We start from the raw sequence: 17,000 nt of genomic DNA, 5'->3' as shown, positions 1-17,000 counted from the left end.
CCGACTAGTAGTTCTAGCTGTCCAACAGTATTTGTTCATTTATATCCCTCTTTAGACTACTGGTAGTAATGTATTATACTACCAGTAATAATTGTTTATGCCGACTGTTTAATTTGGGTTAAAGCTATTAACATTTCTTGTCGGTTGAGATGTCTTTTCTTACCTGATTGGGGTTCTTGTATGGCATAACTCCATTTTATTCCTGTCTGCGAACATTTTTTTCTTAGTTGTTGAACAGTTGGTTGTTTGCTTGTATGTGGTAGATTAACGTTGGATTTGGATATTTGGGAATTAGATTTTTTAGCTACTGTTTTGGTTGTTGCTACTGCGCGTGATGTAGATGTACTATAGTTGCAGTGTTTCTCAAAAGCAACAGAGATTTCTAGTAGGAATAGGAAAATAAAGATAGTAGAAAAGCCATAGATAAGGATGTAGAGAATTTCTGTTAGGATCGATTGTGCTAATTCCATTGTTTTTACTCCTGTTAATATAACTTTAAACTGGTGATTAATGAAGCGATATACCAGTTACTGCTGCTTGTATTTAACGTTAGCTTTTGTGTTAGTTGTCAAGGTTGCCGTTGGTGTAGAACTTACCACTATTTTTGAAGTAAATGAGGCGGATTTTTGAAGAAGTTTGTATGTTTGAATTCATCTCTAATGCGTGAATTTAATTTTATCCTCCTTGAAGGTGTAACCTTCGTTGTGGGTTGCTTTTTGGTCAATTGTTTGAATAATTTTGTCACCTGTGGAGTCGCGAACACTTGTACATGGCGCTGCACCAAAGCGACTGCGAGTAACCCCTTCACTGTCGTGGCACTGCTTTTTATGAAGTGTGCTGTTGTGAAATAGTCTGAGCTATTTTATAGAGTGCAGGTGATTTTCTTTCAACCCAATCAAAAAGTAACCTAAGTCGTTATAAAATGACTTGGGTTATTTTATCTTTCATGTTGAGTGTTCAATAATAATGCCGCCAGGTTTTGAGATAGACGGCTGAATGTTGCTGTTAGCTGTTTTTCTTACTACGAGTTTTTCTGACTGATTTCACCTTAAACCGTACCTGCTTCCCAATAGTTACAGAGGCAATATTGCTGACATCCTTACCAGATTTGTATGCTTCGAGGATTGCCTTGTTATTAGCTTGGTACTTGATAGTTCTGAATTCCGAAGGGAAATCTTCATCATCTACCTCTACTAATAAGTTAGCCACTTTAGGCGGGTTGTGCCTAATTTCGATTTCTCTTTCCCTGCCGATATTTCTGTCGTTAATTAATCCTATTTCATGTAGGTGAATTAATGTGCGCTTAATTTCCTCAAGTTGAGTTTTGCGTCTAGTGATAACAGAGTCGTGAAGTTCTACAACTCGTGCTTTCCTCTCCTCCCAGGTTTCGATGTCCACGTTTAACTGATCAACAACCCAGGCGATCGCATCGATTTTGTTTTCAATACCATCCTGGACGGACATTAGCTGTTGGACGAGTTCTTCTACTTTCCCTTCTTCTCCTAATTCTGATAACTCTTCAATAAGAGACCAGAGTTTAGCAGCGTCAAGGCATAATTCTCTTAGGGAAAGTTGGTTGATTTCTCTTTCGATTGCTTGAGTCATGATTTACTCCTAATATGAAAAACCAGTCTTCAGTAACAGAAGACTGGTTATTGACAATGAAGAATTGATGCTGTGAGGAAGATTGACTTAGTACCCATACTGCATATGGTAGTAGTCTTGTTTTTCTTGCGCCAGTTCTGCCTCGTAGTCGTAGTATTGTGCTTCAGTAACTATTGGTTGCTGTTTTTGTTTTGACATTTGAGGAGTTGTTGTATAATTAACTGATGTATTCATGTTGCAACTTCTAATTAGGTCATAGAAGTTGTGCGTAGCACTTGATGCTATTTAAAAATAGCCGAGGGAAATGTGTTAATTTCCTTCGACTATTTAGGTTTAATGGGATAAGGGTTTTTACGTTAGAATCAGTTCTTTGGGCTTAGTTTTAGAGTTGCGATCGCTTGCTTTCTCGTTGATAATTTTCCTATATAATTCGTTAAGGTAAAGAGAAGCGCAAGTATATAGATTTTCCCACACTTCAATATTGCGGCTTATTTTGGCACCTACCGAGTTACCAGCTGCTTTTTCTTCTTTGAGGTAGTCTAGGAAGTGTTTTTTCCATAAGTGTTGTAGAAGGTTTTCGCTAAATTCTTCAAAAGGTAATACCCACTTGTATTCCTTGTCTAGGAAGACGCGAAATGCTGCTACTACAGGAAGAGCCAAATCAGCTGGTGCGCCAAATCCGAACGAGTATTGACTGTCAGGAAGAAGGGTGTTTTTTTTGGTGTCGATGGATGCGAGGTTATTGTTACCTTTTCTTTGGGGATTGCTTAGATATTCGTAAATGATTTCGTAGAGGCGCTGTTCTACCCACAAGCTTTGGGGTAGCAGGTGCAAAAGTCTGCTTATCCTCTCCTTTTCAGAGTCAGTTATTTCAGTTGGAATACTAAGACTTGTAGGGTGTTTTCCTCTTTTTTTCTCATTATCAGGGTTGTAGCGGTTACAGTCCAAACACGTAAGAAGCTTGTAGATGTGGTTGACCGAACAGTGCGAATCTTTGGGAGCGCTACTTTGGTTTTGGTAGTAAGCGATGCGGAATTTTTTCTTTTCTGTACGCTCCAGCTGGGTGATATAGTGTTTAATAAAGTCATAATCACCTCGGGCGTTGATTTTAGACCGTGCGTCAACAGGGGAGTTGGTATTGGCGGCCAGACTAATATCTCGTGCCTCCTCTTCGCTTAAACCAACATGGATAATTACTTTGACCTTTGCGTTTTTGAGTTTGTAATCGTACCTTATAGCATTCTCAAAGGCTAAAATGGAATGCCCACCGTTTAAAATGCCGTGGTGGGTATAACCTTCCGAGTACTCTAAAATTTCTAGTTCCAGTTCTTGTTCGTTTATTACCTTGATCTTGTTAACTGATATTGTAATACCACTGTGTTTCTCTACGAATTTTTCTGGAGCAACAAAGAGCGAGTCAAGTATTTGCTTGTAGACTGAGCTTTTGCGATTTGGCTCTCTAATGTTAGGTGTAAGAGGTAATTCGTAGGGGAAGTCTTTTATATGTGCACAGGCTATGATACACTGCGGTTTGGGTGATGATATTAAGTATGAATAGTTGTCTACCTTAAGTTTGTAGGTTTTTGGCATGTTCCTTGTTAACTAATAGTTGGGACTTTGTTGGTTAGCTTTATATTTTTATCATTTTTACTAGTATCTCAGTACAATTGTTAAAGATTGTTACTTTAAATGCCGATTTTTTGATTTTTTATCTTTGAGGCTAAGGCTCACTAAAGCTTTAGACAAATAACGCAGGGATACCGTACCACTGGTATAATAACTCTAGAAAGCGCTCCAGGCGATCGATTGCGTTACCGAACTGATAAGAGTGGGTTGTTTATTGGCAGCATTTGTGACAGGTTAAGACAGTGATACGTTTGTCAATAAGCATTATTGCTTAAATATTTAGGGCAAGCTGAGGTGTCAAACTAACCGAGGAGGAGTTTGATTAACACCATGCCCAAGCGCACAAACCGCAATCAAGATCGCGTACAGAAGCACAACCGACAAGCGTCCTAATGATGAGGCGCTGATTTAAACATGGGCAAACTTAAGGATTTAAGGCAGGAGAGCGTCAACAAATGGAAACTCTCTAACTTTAAGTTGTTTGGGAAATTCATTGATATCTCCCCCTTGAGGATGTTTTGTTTTCCAGTTGCTATTTTTTCCTAACTGTTTAACAAATACTGGAACATTGTATTTGTGGCACTGGTTGACAATATCCTCAATCCATTCAAAGTTACATGAACGCGATCGCAATCCAGATTCACCGCCGACAATTACCCAATTGATAAGGTTTTTACCTTGTTCATCGCGCCAACCTAAGTAATGGGTAATATCAATTTTCTCAAGCAGCGGTTCGCAACTGAGGAAGCGTACAGCAGCTTTTGTATTAATAAGGGTAGGAATTGCGCTATCAGCAGCTTTTTGATTTTCTACCGATACTCCCATCCAGACATTTGAAAGTGGTATTGTAGGGTTTATTCCATCAAATGTACTTTCAATCCGCCTGCGGATAATATTGCTCTTTGAATCATCTAATTCCCACTGTAATCCGTATTGTCTTGAGATAGCCTTATACCATTTTTCCAGTAATACCAAACGTGGTTGATTTAGGTATTCTTGCATTCTGGCATCACGTTTGGTGATAATTTGAAAAGTGTGTTGCGGACACATTGCCATGATTCCAAACCCCATGTCTATCCATTCTTCAGGTACATTTTCGTGGTATAAATCGCTCATTGAATTAACAAAATAAACGCACGGTTTTTTACGGAGGAGTGGGAGATCAATTGCTTTGTTAACTAACACTACAGTTCCATCCCATTCTTTGACGGCTTGATATTGAGGGAACTTAGCAAGACGTGGTGATTGTGCCAATTGTTTGGCATAACAGTTATTACATCCAGCCCGAATTTCTGAACACCCGACTATATAATTCCAAGTTTCGGTTGTCCATTGAATTTTAGTGGTCATACTATTCCAGATTTTGGGTACGAAAGTTTTTAGCCTGCCATGTTTGACAGGCTGTGATGCAAGTTGTACGCCTTTTTTAACTAGCGACTGGTAGTATTTCTGGAAGGAAATGTTTGTAGTTCATGACGGCGTATTTGTAGTCCCATAAACCGATTTGGGAAAGGAAGAATTTGTCCTCAATGAGAGATGGTTTAATAACTGTAATTACTGCTGGTGCAGTGATTTTGTTAGATGTTATATACTTTCTGGCTGTTGTACAGGTTTTCTGTTTTGGGTTTGTGTGAACTACGCGCTCATTGCGGTATTCTTGATAGAGTTTTCTTTCCATCTGAGCGAGTTCTCAGCACAAATCTTATTTTTTTAGCTCTTGGTAGTCTTTCCATCTTGCACTCTCCTTAATAATTTGGCGTGGTTTTTCTGACGTTTAAGTTGAATTTCAAGCTGGCGTGCTTCTTGTTTGCTTGAGGTCCTCCAAATATGGACAATTTTGAATTGAATACCCCTCTTTACTGCTGCGCGGGTAAATGCGGCTCCTGTCCCCTGTAAGTGCTGCTGGAACCTTTTCTTAAGATTGGCGCACGAACCTAAGTAGTAACGAGCCGAATGTTTCTCATTACCGAGTTTTTCGGATAGCTCGATGAGATAGCAGCACGGTAGTCCGGGTATTTTCTCTCCTAATTCCATTGTTTTGGTTGATTTTTGGGGTTGAAGCGTGAGTTATTAGTGGTGGTTTATACGATTACAGAGGTAATACTCTCTTGCTCTTTCAACCAATCAAATACATTCGACTTACTCACAATAATTGGCGTATCTACCCCATGTATAAATATTTGAAACCAGCCAGTTTCTAACTCATAAAAATCTACAATCAACCCTGAATTTCTTGCTTCGTTTAGGGCTAATACTTCTTGTGGGAGTAGTTTCTCAATTCTTGATTTTTCTTCGGGAGAAAGTAGCTCCCACGCCTGGTCTTTAACGTTGAAGTGTCTGTATAAAGAGCAACGGATTTGATAGTAGCTATCTACGGAGCGGAGTTTCTCTGCTAGTATGAATGCTTCCTCTACTTCAACTGGCTGCTGTTCGGTAGCACTACTGGTGGGGGAGTTGCCGTCCTGGCGGTTTCCGTCAGTGGCAAACTCCCGAACCTGGAGGGTGATGGCTTGCTCGTTTTGCTCTACGCTGGAGATAACTTCTTTTTTAGTTTCTTCACTGTCTATAGGGGATATTTCCACTTGTGGGGGTATCTCCGAATCAACCACAACCATTTCAGATTCAGCAGTCTCTTGGGACTGCTCTTTTTCCTGGGTAAGTTTGGCGTGGTAGTCTGCGATCGCTTCACGCAGTATAGCTTGTGGGAGTAGCCCGTATTCGTCAATTAGTTCCTGTGCCAGTACCCCTGTCTGGTGATTTTCTTCCCACAGGGGTGGAAATTGCACAAATCTCTCCCCTCTGGGGGTTCTGCGCCAAATTGATGGTTTTTCTTCAAAGCTATTTTGAGAAGTTTCTTTCTCAGCTTTAAGTAAGGCTTTGCGTTCCTCAATCAATTCCAGTACCACTTCGCAGGTTAATCCACCGATAGGGTAATCCTGAAGTTGGTTGATAATTGGTTGGTATTTTTTAGAACATAGTTTCAGAAGTATCGTGACTGGAATGGGTGCTAAATGCTGCGGACAAGTTGCAAATTCTTGAAAGTTTTCGGCTATCTTGAGCGCTCGTCTCTCTTCCGCAGTACCCTTATCCCATCCGTAGGTATCAAGTAATGTTCGGTACTCTCTCTTGCTGTAAACACATTTATACTCCCAGAGTAGGAAAACAACGTGCAAATACTCCAGAGTGCTGGTTTCGATATGTGCAGTTGGATTTAGGTCTAGTTGATGTTTTTGGGAGTAGGGGGTTGCTGTGAGAGTAGTTTCCATGATAAAATCCCATTTGCTTTAATTTAGTTGGTCTTGATAGACCATTATTTCTTGGTCTTGAGAGGCTACTTCTCTATTCGAGTCAGTATGAATAGTTGCAGTAACTCAAGCTGCTTGTTTGTCCCATGTTTTTGGTTGGGATTTTGAAATGGCAGCGAGGGCATAGCCCAAGGTGTGTTTGTGAATTTTGGGCATTTTGCGAAACGACATATCCTGACCCCAGTCTTGAACTGACTTGCTGCCAATATGCAAAACTTGTGTGAGAGTTTTGACACAAGTTGCGCGAAAATTAGCATGGGAAACAGTTTGTAGTACTTGTTGTTCGCTTAACCCCTCAAGAAGTATTTTTTCTAGAAACGTTTGGGCATCTACTTCCGGTGCGTTGTATTCTCCTGTGAGGATACTTCTTAGCTGCTGTGGCACGATTTCGGCGGCGTGAATGTAAGCAAGTGCAATTTTGCAGTAGTTGGGCATCCCGTCAAAGTTGAGATCGCTTCCCCATTTGCGAACTGTTGGTCTTTGTACACCTAAGACTGCACATAGTACAGTGATACATTTTTTGCGGTATTGCGAGTCAGTTTCTTCTTCGAGAAGTTCTGGGGGACTGAGTTCAGCGATATCAAAACAGTGGCGTAAAAATTGCCTTGGTTCTAGTCCTTGTTTTGGTAGTACTTCTAGTATTTTGTAGTTCTTTTGCATCTTTATTAGCTCTTGGACGATTTTTACCGAGTTAGCTCGATTTATCTCAAGCCCTTCTTTTGTGCTTTTTAGGTAAAGTTTACAGATTTGCCGAGTTAGTGATGCATTAAATTAACATTATTTAATATTTAGTGATGCATTAGTTTTATTTAGTGCATCACTAAAATTACAAGGTTTATTGATGGTGAGGTGTTTATTTGTTCTAGCGATATAGGTTTTGATATAAAACTTAAGGTTTGTAACTAAAACCCCTGTTGTTTCTATAAACTGAAGAGAAATCTCTATAAACCAAGTTCAAAAAACGTGTGTCAAATCAGCGCGAACGCTTTTCTGGAGGGGATACTGACCGAGTATCTTTTACCCTTGCGCCCGGTGTGCGGCAAAAGGTAAATGATTTACTGCCGATATTGGGTGGCACTTTGGCGAAAGCTTTAAGGCGTTTAGTTGATTTGGGTTTAGATTTAGTTGACCTAGCTCAAAAAAGTGGTAAGCCAGTTCCTCAACCGGGTAGTTTGGAGCAGATGTTTTCTGGTTATACCTCTTTGGGCATAGAACTGATATTTGCGTGCGAATCCTTGGGTTTATCAGTACCAGAAGTGGGCCAGGTAGGGGTTTGGTTTGTAGATAATCTCTCCCTTGGCTTGGGTGATATTGAGGGTATCAAGAAAGACAATGATTTTCCGGCATCACGTATATTTCGCTTAAGTCGAGAAATTCAAAAGTTTTTTCAGCAGCAGCTTAATGTCTTATCGGAAGACGAGTATGCTGCATTTCTGAAAAATTTGCATAGGGAAGCTGTTATTGGACAAGAGTTTGTAGCTGCTTGTCAGACGCTGGGTTGGCGACTGCCAGAGACAGGAAAGCTACAGGAGTGGTTGCAGGATTTGGTGGTGCGATCGCGCAGCGTCTCCGCAGGAGAATCGCCTTTGGCGGCTCCTCAAGGAGCATCGCGCAGCGTCTCCGCAGTAGAATCGCAATTATCAAACGAGTTATTAGAAGAATGCGATCGACTGGGGATAGAGCCGCCAAAACCTGGTGAGGTTGTAGCGTGGCTGCAAAATACCCGCCCTGCGGTATTTGAGCAGTCAATGCACGAACATAGGTTACCTTTTACGGATGATGGTTTGCCTTTAGGGGGGTCGCAACCTTTTTTGGAGCATTTACTTACACTAAATGCACCGCCAACTGAAGATGAGGAGTACGACATTGCTCATAGGTTTGGTGTAGACCCAGCGCATCTTAAGGATTTAATATCCCGCATGAGGTTTGACAAGAACGGACAGACAAATAATTGTCATTAATAAGCTTGGGGCATAAATGCATGGATGCCATTGAAGATTCTTCTGCGTTATGGGCTTTACTATGCAAGCCTGGATGGGAAATTAAACCCAATCCAGTAAAGCATCTACTCAAAATTAAAGCTCCTGATTACCAGGAAGCATTAATGCTTTATAACAACTATCGAAAATTTCTAGCAATGTGGGCGGCATCCCTCGATTGTACCTGTGCTTTGATTGGAATTCAGGGAATGCGTGGGTCTGCATTTAAAATTATTGCAGCAACGCCAGCATCGCAGCAGAAGTTATATGAAGACTTGATTTTTGCAAGCTTACGAAAGTCGGTTAGTTGTGATTCAGAAAGACTAGTTAATCGGGAATTTGAGAATGATATCAGCAAGTATTCAGGGTTTTACATTGCCGAAACTTGTTTGCACCCTGAGCTTAGACCAATTGTTGATGAAATATTCTCAAACCCAGACAAGAAACTTGCTTTAACGCGAATGTCTGACAATTTGCAATTGATCGTGTCCGCATCAGCAGCACGGGCTATGAGTTCTGACTCACAAGATGTGGTGCGTCGCCGAACAACTGATTTTTGGCACGCTAGAGACTACGAATTTTTTTTGCGGATGTTCAAGCAAGATGGGGGAGCGGGGTTTGAAATTACTTACCAAGCAACAACCAATCTCCCAAAAATTAATCCTTTGGCACCGTGGGCGCGGTTTACTACAAGCTATCGGTTTTTTGAAATTGATGTTGGCGGGCGCACAGAAGTGTACCGTTTGGGCGAAGGTAAAGATATCACCCTAATCAGTCGTCCCAAGGTTGTTTCATAATATAACGAGGTTTTATGGCAGTAAGATTCCTAGAAAACAAGGGCAGTGGCAATATCTTAGAAATTAGTCGAGCTAGGCTTTTAGAACTTACCCCCAATGTTTATCCCCTCACCTGGGAAGCAATTCTTTCAGGTAATGGTGATAGTGCAGCTATCTTGGGTGCAGGTTTTGCCGAACGTGAAGTTTTTTTTGGTTTTGAGGGAGTTGACTTAACGCGCTACCAACTTCCGACAATCGACTGTTACGACATTGCTACTAATCCGCCAGAAAAGTTTTTAGCTTTACGCAGCCAATATCCAAACCTACAGTTAAATTATTTTTGCGATCGCAATTTAACGAACTTAGAATTGACAAAGCTTTATCCTCCTAAAACTCTGCGGTTGGTTTCGGTTCATGGGGTGTTAGATTATTTACAACCAGATGCCGTTATACGGTCATTGTATGATATTGTAATGGTACAACCGGAAGCAATATCGGTGCGGCTATTTTTAATTGGCAACCCGTGGTCGTGGAATTTTGCTACTGTAGACCAGTTGGCTACGGAACTAAAATCGATTGAAATAGCAACAAGTGGTTCAATTGAGCCGATTGATTTTGATGTATTTTGTCGTACAGGTATTATTCAATTAGATATTTCATCTGAAGATAAGATTGCACATAATTTGTTACCAACTTATGGTGCATCCCATGTAATGCCTGATAAGTTAGTTGGATATTTAACGAGTCAGGGATATCAACTTATAGCAAGCGATGTATACTCACTTACTAATCAAGATTTACAAGGAGATAAATTACACAACTATAATATGAATGAAGATGCATATATGAATTATCCACACGGAATACTGTTATTTTTTAAGCAATGAAATAGCTGGTTGGATAAAACTCATAGGCGTAACTAGGTGAATTCATCCATCTAAAAGCGCAGTTGAAGAAATAATGTTAATAATTAAGGTAACGGTTGTCTAATTTCTAAGAGGTAATTTGATAAGTATAAATTTGTTTGGGAGAGCCAAATGTTAAAAGAACTTCACCTCCAGCAAGTTGGTCCTGCTGCCCATTTTGATGTTGCATTTACCAACAGGCTCAATATATTTACGGGTGATAATGGTTTAGGTAAAAGTTTTTTACTCGATATCGCTTGGTGGATGATGACTACAAATTGGGCAGAGCAACCAGCGTACCCACAGCAAGTTAGAGGTGAAAATCCACAAATTACAGGCGTAGTTAGCACTAAAAAAAATATAAGAGAATATCAGAGTTACTTTGATTTTTATGAACAACAATGGCGTAGTTTACAAATGCCTCCTTTATTAAAAGAGGTAGTTATTTATGTGCGGGTTGATGGTAGTTTTTCTGTTTTTGACCCGGCTCGCCAACGCGATATTGCTTATAATTTTAATCCAAATACACTTTGGAATGGATTAAAGTCAAAAAATAAAGTTCTTTGTAATGGTCTAATTCAAGATTGGGTAACATGGCAAAATCAACCAAATAAATATCCATTTAAACTATTTTCTCATGTCATTAAAAAACTTGCACCTCACCCCTCAGAATGGATAGAAGTGGGAGAACCAACGCGAGTTTCTATTGAAGACGTGCGCGATATTCCTACAGTTAATCTGCCTTATGGGAATGTTCCTGTCACTCAAACATCAGCCGGAATGAAGCGTATTCTGGGACTAGCTTATTTACTAGTTTGGACTTGGTACGAACATAAAAAAGCTTCGGAATTACGGCAACAAAAGCCAGTAAATCAGATAATTTTACTAATTGATGAAATTGAATCTCATTTACATCCTCGTTGGCAGAGAGTGATTTTACCAGCTATTTTAGCTGTAGTGAAAGAATTACAACCCAGGATGAAGATACAGGCTTTAGTAACTACTCATTCTCCACTTGTTCTTGCTTCCTTAGAGCCAAATTTTAATGAGCAAGAAGATAAACTATTTTTATTTAAATTACAAAATAGAGAGGTTAGCCTTGACGAAGTACCTTGGTCAAAACAAGGGGATACAGTTGGATGGTTAACCTCAGAAATTTTTGGTCTCAAACAAGCCCGTTCCAAAGAAGCAGAAATTGCAATTGAAGCAGCAGAGGCTTGGATGCGTGATGATGATATGAATGCGTTTCCAGAAAATCTGAGAATACCAACACAAATCCAGACCGAACTTCAAAGAGTTTTACCAGGACATGACCCATTTTGGCCCCGTTGGATAGTTACAACGGAGAAAAGAAATTCTGGGTTATCAGAGGTATAACACAGATGATAAGTAAGGATTCAGAATTCAGGAGTCAGGAGTCAGAATAAATGAGACAACAAGCCTTGCACATTCCAAGATTTGATAGTTTGGCAAAAAGCACACCAGTTTGTTTTATCGAACAGAATTCAGGAGTCAGGAGTCAGAATTCAGAATGAATTCTGTACGACTGGCAGATGAATAATCGGGTTTAAGACCCCCACCAAATTGAAAATTTGGTGGTCTTCAATCAGTCGCGGGTCTGAATCCCCGACTGATTGATTCTGACTCCTGAATTCTGACTTCTGAATTCTTCTTCAATGGTATATCAATTTACAGGCCAATTTCCTAAAACGGAAATCTATGGGCTTACCTCTCAGTTTAGACGAGCAGCAATTTCTATTCCAGCAAATATATCTGAAGGATTCAAGAAAAAGGGAGCAACAGACAAAGTACGATTTATGAACATTGCACAAGGCTCTGTAGAGGAATGCCGCTACTATCTAATTCTTTCACTCATACCTTGATTACGGTGACACATCAGGATTAATGCTTCAACTTGAGGAGGTTAGTAAATTACTAACAGGTTATGCTAATTCTATTTTGAATTCTGACTCCTGACTCCTGAATTCTTGCGATGATGCCATTTAATCCTCCTCCAGAACCGCCTGATTTTAATAAAAAAGTGCGACAACCAGGAAATACTTGGTTGAGAAAAAATCCAGATCCCAAAAAAGGAACCAGAGATTATTGGTCGCCTTTCAAAAGTTATTTAGCTGATGGATTTAATAATCTTTGTGGCTATAGCGTTATGTACGAACCAGTTGGTACGGTAGAGCATTATCGCAGCCGTGAAAATTATCGCAATCTCGCTTACGAATGGAGTAATTTACGCTTTGCTTCTGCTTGGATTAATAGTAGTAAAGGTACACTTGACGACCAGATACTTGATCCTTTTGATTTGGGAGAAGATTGGTTTGAAATTTTACTTCCTTCCCTACAATTAGTATTAACAGATAAAGTTCCTCCGCAACAACGTCAAAAGGCAGAATTTACTTTGAAACGGTTGCGGTTACGGGATGATGAAAGAGTCTTGCGTCAGCGTCAACAATGGTATCAACTTTATTTGGATGGGGATTTGACTTTACAAGGATTAGAAAAAAAAGCTCCTTTGATAGCGCGTGCGATAAAGAAACAGCAGCAGGCTATTTCTCAACAAGAATAAGCTTTGCAGTCATCAGATTGTGAAGGCAAGTATTTTCATAACACGATACTGCAAGATAAACGGGTAAAAGTCCGATGAACTTGTCATAGGCTATTAAGGCGCATATCTCGTTATATATTTCTGTTAGAGTGCTTTTTTAGTAAAAGAGTAATTTTTATATTTTTTTTACTCATATATATGAACGTGCTTGCATTCTTAACAGGCAGTATGTAACTTGGCAAGTATGCAGTTTAATAGGAGAGGAACTGAAGTTTAGTTGTATTTGAGTTGAGCTATACCTGTACTAAATTGACATAAATTGTAAATTACTTTTTAATTTGCAATAAATTTTGTAAGGTCTTAGTTTAATTCGCTTTCAATTGATGTTGTCTTTCAGTTGGAATTGAGTTTGATGATATGTGAGAACGTTATCTACACCCAAAAAACACTTGCCGAAAGATATAGGATTTCGATCGCCGCTTTACAACGGTGGTATCCCTATGCCGGTATAGTAAAACCGCGAAAGCGGGGAGGATATTTTGATGCAGCAACAGTTGAGATTGCTGACATTTTCTACGTTGCTATCAAAATTCGGCGATTGACTTGTGAAGAATACTTACAACAGGTAATTCCTGCTGGTGGCTTAGATGCTTATTTACAAAAAGTCAATGACATAACCCTTTATGATTTTTTGACCAAGCATATATCAGAGTCAGAAAAAAACAACCCGATTGTGCAAGCAGTTATTAGGAGAATTGAACGCAATGAAGCATATCAACAAAGTGGCAGAGACTTTGCAGGTGTCGCCTGATGTGGTACGTACCTGCTGTCGGTTGTTGAATTTAGCTTTGGAGCCAAATGATACGCTTGACGAAACTGTTGAGCAGCAGCTAGTTCAACTCAAAGAGATAGCTTCTCGTGAAGGTATGTCCCTTGAAGAAGCTGCCCAGCACTTGATTGCAATGCGCGATCGTAAATCAGAAGTAGGCGAACATAAGTTCGACAAGCGCGAGTATATCAAACAGCGATTTGGTGTAGACCCAGAACAAGCTTTGCCCGACAGCTTTGTAGGAATACTTTACCGGGATGCAGATAGGGGTATTCAGTTAGGGGAATTACGCCATAAGGTGGTGCTTGAATCTTCGACACTTGCTCTAGAAGAATTTGTTTTTCATGGCAGCAGTTCGCTTCCAGGAGGTGATACTTCCGTTCCGGCTGGTTACGACCAGGCGCAAGAGCGAATTAACTCGCGCATCGATAACGATTTTTTCGGCAAAGTGAACTGGGGGGAAGAAACTCATCCACTGTTGGTCGGTACATCGATACAACAGCCCTTGCAGTTGAAGTCCTCGCAGCCGAAAACCGCGCAATCTCCGAAGAAATAGTCAGTCAGATGCTACCCATCTGCTATCAAATACGGGATGAGAGTTTACTCAACTTGAGAAAGACATCCACCCAAGCAGTTGGTATAAATTTGCTTTCGGTAGTAGCTGGTACTGTTATTGGGACGTGGGTAGCAGTTCCCCCAACTCAAGAGAGACAGGAAATTCCGAGTATTCAGCCAATTTTGATTGGTGTGGGTATAGGTGAATTAGTTGGTTTAATTTTGGCACTAGTAATAATTTGGTTTACCAGGGACGAACAAAAAACCTAATCAACTTTTCTCTCATCAAGGTAATTACTCATTTTAGTCGCATTATTGCCAGGGAGCAGGTATGAGTGCAGCATTTGACTTTTTGGTTAACACAGCGGGTGGTTTGTTGATGAACCTGGGTGTTTCTGGGATGGTGGGACAACTGTTGGGAGTGGGGGCAACCCTTGCCTTGCATCCTCTGTTGCTACTAACCGGGATAGTTGTAGGTGGTGCGGGAATTGCGATGGCGCGGAGCGCCCGCCAAGAGGCGATCGCACGCCAATTAAACAAGCGCCCTCAGTTGCAGTTGGTTGTTAATAATACGTGAGGGGTAAATGATGTTTACTCCTACACCTGTACGAAATAAACAATCAAGTCGCAGAAAGAAAAAGGTAAATGTCACCTTGTGGACGGTTTGTTCGACTGTTAGTGCGCTGTCTGTTATTGGGGCGGTTGCATTGATGGTTGGGTGGAAGCAACAAGTTCCAGGTAATCAGATATCGGAGGTACAGCAGGTAAAGGCACAAGTTGCCCAAATTCGGGAGGTGTACTTAGAGAAGCTTTCCCGTACTGACTACAATATAGACCATTTTTCTAGTTACTCCTCAGTAGAGGGTGCGCCTACTCTTACGGGCTGGCGACAACTAGCGGCGGCGTTGTGGGGACAGCAACTGCGGGGTGAAATATCCAGGATGCAGGCTAATGAGAAATCTGGGTTTTACCGCCTTCACTATATGCCGGCACTGGAGATAGTTAAGTTCAACTCGCTGGATGTTCTACTAGAAGCGGCTTCTGGAAATAATACTTTTTATTGGGGATACCGCAAAACGGATGGTACGAAAGTTGAGGAGAAGATACCAACTGGGGCTGCTGCTGTTTTGATTTTGGGTAAATTAGAGGCAATTGATTACGCTCAAAACTTGGAATCTCAACCATCAGTTGATCTGAATCAAATGCTAATTCAGATTAAGAATGCTCAAGAACCATACTCACTTGCACAGGCGCAGTTATTACGGGCGCGGGGGTATTTAGATCCAGTAGAGCAGATGGCACAGGTGGCAGACATCCGCGAGAGAATACGCCAGAGGGAGGAGCAAAGGCGGATGTATATCCAACTTTTGAAGAAGCAATTACCTCAGCCAGTTCCTAATAAACAGCCTGTTAATAAATCGAGGGGGTGATGTCATGTATGTCAAGTTTGCTGCTGCGATAATTTGCATAGCTTTGTGTTCGCTCAATGTTGTAGCGGCAGTCAAACGTACCCCTATTCGTACTACCCTCTCAGGTTCAACTCGCACGACAGTTGAGATGATGCCATCTCCCAATACATCCGTGCATTGGATGAGTGCAGTTATATTTCTGGCTGGATTTGCTTGTTTTTTGGGCTGGGGAATTTCTGACTATAACAATGCAGTTGAAGAAACAGATGAAGTGTCTGATAAATTGCCTAATCCCGGCAATCAACAACTTCATGTTGGTGTTTCTGATACTGATATTCAACCTTCTTTAATCTCACCAGTTTCACCTACTCCTGGGATGAGATTAAATAGCGAGTTCTCTGCTAAAAATGTAGTCCAATTTTCTCCTCGTTCTAGTGTTTCTGGGTTAGGGCGAGTACATAGTAGCCAATTTGTTGAAGATGGAGTGCAAAATCAACCTGGAATGTTATCTCCAGAGGAGTTTTACGCCCAACTTCAGGATGAAGATTTCTGGGAAGATAATAACTCCCAGGTAAATGATAAACCTGCCAGCTAGTTACTTAATTTGAGATCATATTATGAGCAGAAATCAGCGCCGCAACTTTGATGTTGATTATTCTGAAGGTGGAGCAATTGTGCCTGCAAACCGCTTGCAAAATATGTTGCAGCAGGTACAGCAAGGAGGAATAGTAAATCAGCAACAAGGAAATGTTTCTCCCATGACTACTTATGAGACTCAGCCAGTAGAAGTTAGGTATATCAATGCACCTACTGCCTATAAGCCGAGGGTTCCTCAGATAGAGATTCCCTACATTGAGATTTGGAAAGCACATCGGTTGCACCCGCAAAACCCCTGGAGATTTGGCTGGTATCCAGTATATTTTTTATCTGATGTAATTAAATCTCCTGTGGGTGTAGCTGGTGTGGGAGTGTGGTTGTTAATAATGCTGTTGAATTTTTTCCTAAATGGCAGTTATACCGGGCCTGGGTATGCGTCTGGGAAGAAGATTGAAGTTGTACCCAAGGAAGTTCCTTCTTTTGCTCTGCCTGTGGTTAAGCAATTGGAATGATGTCGGTAAAGGCAATTTTTTGGTTCGTACTGCTGGTATGGATTGCAGATATTTTGCAACCGGGATATTTGCAATTTTATAACTGGCGTAATGCTGTGGTGTTGGCACAGAAACTTCAGTTTTCATCGCCGGCGGTTGTCCCTACTGCTGCACCTGGCGTGAATATATCTTCTACTCCTGTTCCTAAACGCTATTCTCCTCAAGTTAGAGAACTTGCAACATCTGGGGATGGCCTAAATTCTCCTGATTGCCGTGTGGCTAGGAATGATTTTGAGGAAGTATTGAGTACTGCAAAGATTGGTTGTTGGCAAGTTTCTCCTGCTAATACAAGAAGGCGTTGAG

General features: G+C 40.8%; 22 protein-coding genes and 1 pseudogene. 14 read left to right on the top strand and 9 right to left on the bottom strand.

The genetic code is table 11. The features are described from left to right. Positions 1-95: 95 nt before the first annotated feature. The 9 genes from PI95_RS04365 to PI95_RS04330 form a co-directional block, all read right to left on the bottom strand. Positions 96-470, bottom strand: coding sequence for a hypothetical protein (locus tag PI95_RS04365; RefSeq protein ID WP_039738407.1), 375 nt, complete (start codon positions 468-470; stop codon positions 96-98). A gap of 535 nt (positions 471-1,005) precedes the next feature. After that, entirely contained in the window at positions 1,006-1,605 is a 600-nt protein-coding gene (locus PI95_RS04360) for a siphovirus Gp157 family protein (RefSeq protein WP_039738408.1), read from the bottom strand. Between the two features lie 87 nt (positions 1,606-1,692). Continuing rightward, positions 1,693-1,839, bottom strand: coding sequence for a hypothetical protein (locus PI95_RS35030; RefSeq protein ID WP_201280292.1), 147 nt, complete (start codon positions 1,837-1,839; stop codon positions 1,693-1,695). Positions 1,840-1,956: 117 nt separating this feature from the next. After that, complete coding sequence (locus PI95_RS04355; RefSeq protein WP_039738409.1) at positions 1,957-3,195, bottom strand: AIPR family protein; 1,239 nt, start codon at positions 3,193-3,195, stop codon at positions 1,957-1,959. A 468-nt stretch (positions 3,196-3,663) separates the two neighbouring features. Then, positions 3,664-4,581: a DUF5131 family protein gene (locus PI95_RS04350; RefSeq protein WP_039738411.1), complete on the bottom strand. Its 918-nt coding sequence runs from the start codon at positions 4,579-4,581 to the stop codon at positions 3,664-3,666. A 76-nt stretch (positions 4,582-4,657) separates the two neighbouring features. Further along, on the bottom strand, positions 4,658-4,909 hold the full coding sequence (locus PI95_RS04345) for a DUF3155 domain-containing protein (RefSeq protein ID WP_039738413.1): 252 nt from the start codon (positions 4,907-4,909) through the stop codon (positions 4,658-4,660). A gap of 32 nt (positions 4,910-4,941) precedes the next feature. Further along, the gene (locus tag PI95_RS04340) at positions 4,942-5,265 is read right to left on the bottom strand and encodes a GIY-YIG nuclease family protein (RefSeq protein WP_052324701.1); all 324 of its coding nucleotides are present in this window, start codon (positions 5,263-5,265) and stop codon (positions 4,942-4,944) included. Positions 5,266-5,312: 47 nt separating this feature from the next. Further along, positions 5,313-6,497, bottom strand: a complete 1,185-nt coding sequence (locus PI95_RS04335) for an Alr2735 family protein (protein ID WP_039738414.1) — start codon at positions 6,495-6,497, stop codon at positions 5,313-5,315. 105 nt (positions 6,498-6,602) lie between these two features. Continuing rightward, positions 6,603-7,196, bottom strand: coding sequence for a hypothetical protein (locus PI95_RS04330; RefSeq protein ID WP_039738415.1), 594 nt, complete (start codon positions 7,194-7,196; stop codon positions 6,603-6,605). 305 nt (positions 7,197-7,501) lie between these two features. On the opposite strand from PI95_RS04330, the gene PI95_RS04325 reads away from it, so the two are divergent. The 14 genes and pseudogenes from PI95_RS04325 (at position 7,502) to PI95_RS04260 (ending at position 16,999) form a co-directional block, all read left to right on the top strand. Continuing rightward, on the top strand, positions 7,502-8,497 hold the full coding sequence (locus PI95_RS04325) for a hypothetical protein (RefSeq protein WP_039744757.1): 996 nt from the start codon (positions 7,502-7,504) through the stop codon (positions 8,495-8,497). Between the two features lie 20 nt (positions 8,498-8,517). Continuing rightward, the gene (locus PI95_RS04320) at positions 8,518-9,312 is read left to right on the top strand and encodes a hypothetical protein (protein ID WP_039744755.1); all 795 of its coding nucleotides are present in this window, start codon (positions 8,518-8,520) and stop codon (positions 9,310-9,312) included. Positions 9,313-9,326: 14 nt separating this feature from the next. Further along, positions 9,327-10,178: a hypothetical protein gene (locus PI95_RS04315; protein ID WP_039744752.1), complete on the top strand. Its 852-nt coding sequence runs from the start codon at positions 9,327-9,329 to the stop codon at positions 10,176-10,178. 150 nt (positions 10,179-10,328) lie between these two features. After that, positions 10,329-11,573, top strand: coding sequence for an AAA family ATPase (locus tag PI95_RS04310; RefSeq protein WP_039744749.1), 1,245 nt, complete (start codon positions 10,329-10,331; stop codon positions 11,571-11,573). 302 nt (positions 11,574-11,875) lie between these two features. Beyond that, positions 11,876-12,173, top strand: a pseudogene (locus PI95_RS04305) (four helix bundle protein); the annotation flags it as partial. A gap of 16 nt (positions 12,174-12,189) precedes the next feature. After that, complete coding sequence (locus PI95_RS04300; protein ID WP_039744747.1) at positions 12,190-12,777, top strand: HNH endonuclease family protein; 588 nt, start codon at positions 12,190-12,192, stop codon at positions 12,775-12,777. 391 nt (positions 12,778-13,168) lie between these two features. Further along, entirely contained in the window at positions 13,169-13,567 is a 399-nt protein-coding gene (locus PI95_RS04295; RefSeq protein ID WP_039744745.1) for a hypothetical protein, read from the top strand. Between the two features lie 22 nt (positions 13,568-13,589). After that, a complete protein-coding gene (locus PI95_RS04290; RefSeq protein WP_039744829.1) occupies positions 13,590-14,141 on the top strand; it encodes a hypothetical protein in 552 nt (183 codons plus the stop codon). Positions 14,142-14,149: 8 nt separating this feature from the next. Continuing rightward, positions 14,150-14,410, top strand: a complete 261-nt coding sequence (locus PI95_RS04285; RefSeq protein WP_039744742.1) for a hypothetical protein — start codon at positions 14,150-14,152, stop codon at positions 14,408-14,410. A 61-nt stretch (positions 14,411-14,471) separates the two neighbouring features. Then, positions 14,472-14,717 (top strand): hypothetical protein, encoded by a 246-nt coding sequence (locus PI95_RS04280; protein ID WP_039744739.1) that lies wholly within the window; start codon positions 14,472-14,474, stop codon positions 14,715-14,717. A gap of 10 nt (positions 14,718-14,727) precedes the next feature. Next, positions 14,728-15,570: a phage terminase large subunit family protein gene (locus PI95_RS04275; protein WP_039744735.1), complete on the top strand. Its 843-nt coding sequence runs from the start codon at positions 14,728-14,730 to the stop codon at positions 15,568-15,570. Between the two features lie 4 nt (positions 15,571-15,574). Further along, complete coding sequence (locus PI95_RS04270; RefSeq protein ID WP_039744732.1) at positions 15,575-16,144, top strand: hypothetical protein; 570 nt, start codon at positions 15,575-15,577, stop codon at positions 16,142-16,144. A 22-nt stretch (positions 16,145-16,166) separates the two neighbouring features. Further along, complete coding sequence (locus PI95_RS04265; RefSeq protein ID WP_039744729.1) at positions 16,167-16,658, top strand: hypothetical protein; 492 nt, start codon at positions 16,167-16,169, stop codon at positions 16,656-16,658. Next, positions 16,655-16,999: a hypothetical protein gene (locus PI95_RS04260; RefSeq protein ID WP_236116927.1), complete on the top strand. Its 345-nt coding sequence runs from the start codon at positions 16,655-16,657 to the stop codon at positions 16,997-16,999. The genes PI95_RS04265 and PI95_RS04260 overlap by 4 nt, the downstream gene beginning before the upstream one ends. The last annotated feature ends 1 nt before the right edge of the window (position 17,000 follow it).

Origin of the sequence: Hassallia byssoidea VB512170 (assembly GCF_000817785.2) — a bacterium.
GTDB lineage: Bacteria > Cyanobacteriota > Cyanobacteriia > Cyanobacteriales > Nostocaceae > Hassallia > Hassallia carrinoi.
The sequence above is the reverse complement of the archived record's forward strand: the minus strand, read 5'-3'. Positions and strand labels throughout refer to the sequence as shown.

Excerpts from the sequence above, each read along its gene's own strand:
- PI95_RS35030 (WP_201280292.1), bottom strand. The coding sequence starts at position 1,839 with ATGAATACATCAGTTAATTATACAACAACTCCTCAAATGTCAAAACAA.
- PI95_RS04335 (WP_039738414.1), bottom strand. The coding sequence starts at position 6,497 with ATGGAAACTACTCTCACAGCAACCCCCTACTCCCAAAAACATCAACTA.
- PI95_RS04350 (WP_039738411.1), bottom strand. The coding sequence starts at position 4,581 with ATGACCACTAAAATTCAATGGACAACCGAAACTTGGAATTATATAGTC.
- PI95_RS04330 (WP_039738415.1), bottom strand. The coding sequence starts at position 7,196 with ATGCAAAAGAACTACAAAATACTAGAAGTACTACCAAAACAAGGACTA.
- PI95_RS04365 (WP_039738407.1), bottom strand. The coding sequence starts at position 470 with ATGGAATTAGCACAATCGATCCTAACAGAAATTCTCTACATCCTTATC.
- PI95_RS04260 (WP_236116927.1), top strand. The coding sequence starts at position 16,655 with ATGATGTCGGTAAAGGCAATTTTTTGGTTCGTACTGCTGGTATGGATT.
- PI95_RS04275 (WP_039744735.1), top strand. The coding sequence starts at position 14,728 with ATGTTTACTCCTACACCTGTACGAAATAAACAATCAAGTCGCAGAAAG.
- PI95_RS04270 (WP_039744732.1), top strand. The coding sequence starts at position 15,575 with ATGTATGTCAAGTTTGCTGCTGCGATAATTTGCATAGCTTTGTGTTCG.
- PI95_RS04265 (WP_039744729.1), top strand. The coding sequence starts at position 16,167 with ATGAGCAGAAATCAGCGCCGCAACTTTGATGTTGATTATTCTGAAGGT.
- PI95_RS04285 (WP_039744742.1), top strand. The coding sequence starts at position 14,150 with ATGCTACCCATCTGCTATCAAATACGGGATGAGAGTTTACTCAACTTG.
- PI95_RS04360 (WP_039738408.1), bottom strand. The coding sequence starts at position 1,605 with ATGACTCAAGCAATCGAAAGAGAAATCAACCAACTTTCCCTAAGAGAA.
- PI95_RS04300 (WP_039744747.1), top strand. The coding sequence starts at position 12,190 with ATGATGCCATTTAATCCTCCTCCAGAACCGCCTGATTTTAATAAAAAA.
- PI95_RS04315 (WP_039744752.1), top strand. The coding sequence starts at position 9,327 with ATGGCAGTAAGATTCCTAGAAAACAAGGGCAGTGGCAATATCTTAGAA.
- PI95_RS04295 (WP_039744745.1), top strand. The coding sequence starts at position 13,169 with ATGATATGTGAGAACGTTATCTACACCCAAAAAACACTTGCCGAAAGA.
- PI95_RS04340 (WP_052324701.1), bottom strand. The coding sequence starts at position 5,265 with ATGGAATTAGGAGAGAAAATACCCGGACTACCGTGCTGCTATCTCATC.
- PI95_RS04345 (WP_039738413.1), bottom strand. The coding sequence starts at position 4,909 with ATGGAAAGAAAACTCTATCAAGAATACCGCAATGAGCGCGTAGTTCAC.
- PI95_RS04320 (WP_039744755.1), top strand. The coding sequence starts at position 8,518 with ATGGATGCCATTGAAGATTCTTCTGCGTTATGGGCTTTACTATGCAAG.
- PI95_RS04310 (WP_039744749.1), top strand. The coding sequence starts at position 10,329 with ATGTTAAAAGAACTTCACCTCCAGCAAGTTGGTCCTGCTGCCCATTTT.
- PI95_RS04280 (WP_039744739.1), top strand. The coding sequence starts at position 14,472 with ATGAGTGCAGCATTTGACTTTTTGGTTAACACAGCGGGTGGTTTGTTG.
- PI95_RS04355 (WP_039738409.1), bottom strand. The coding sequence starts at position 3,195 with ATGCCAAAAACCTACAAACTTAAGGTAGACAACTATTCATACTTAATA.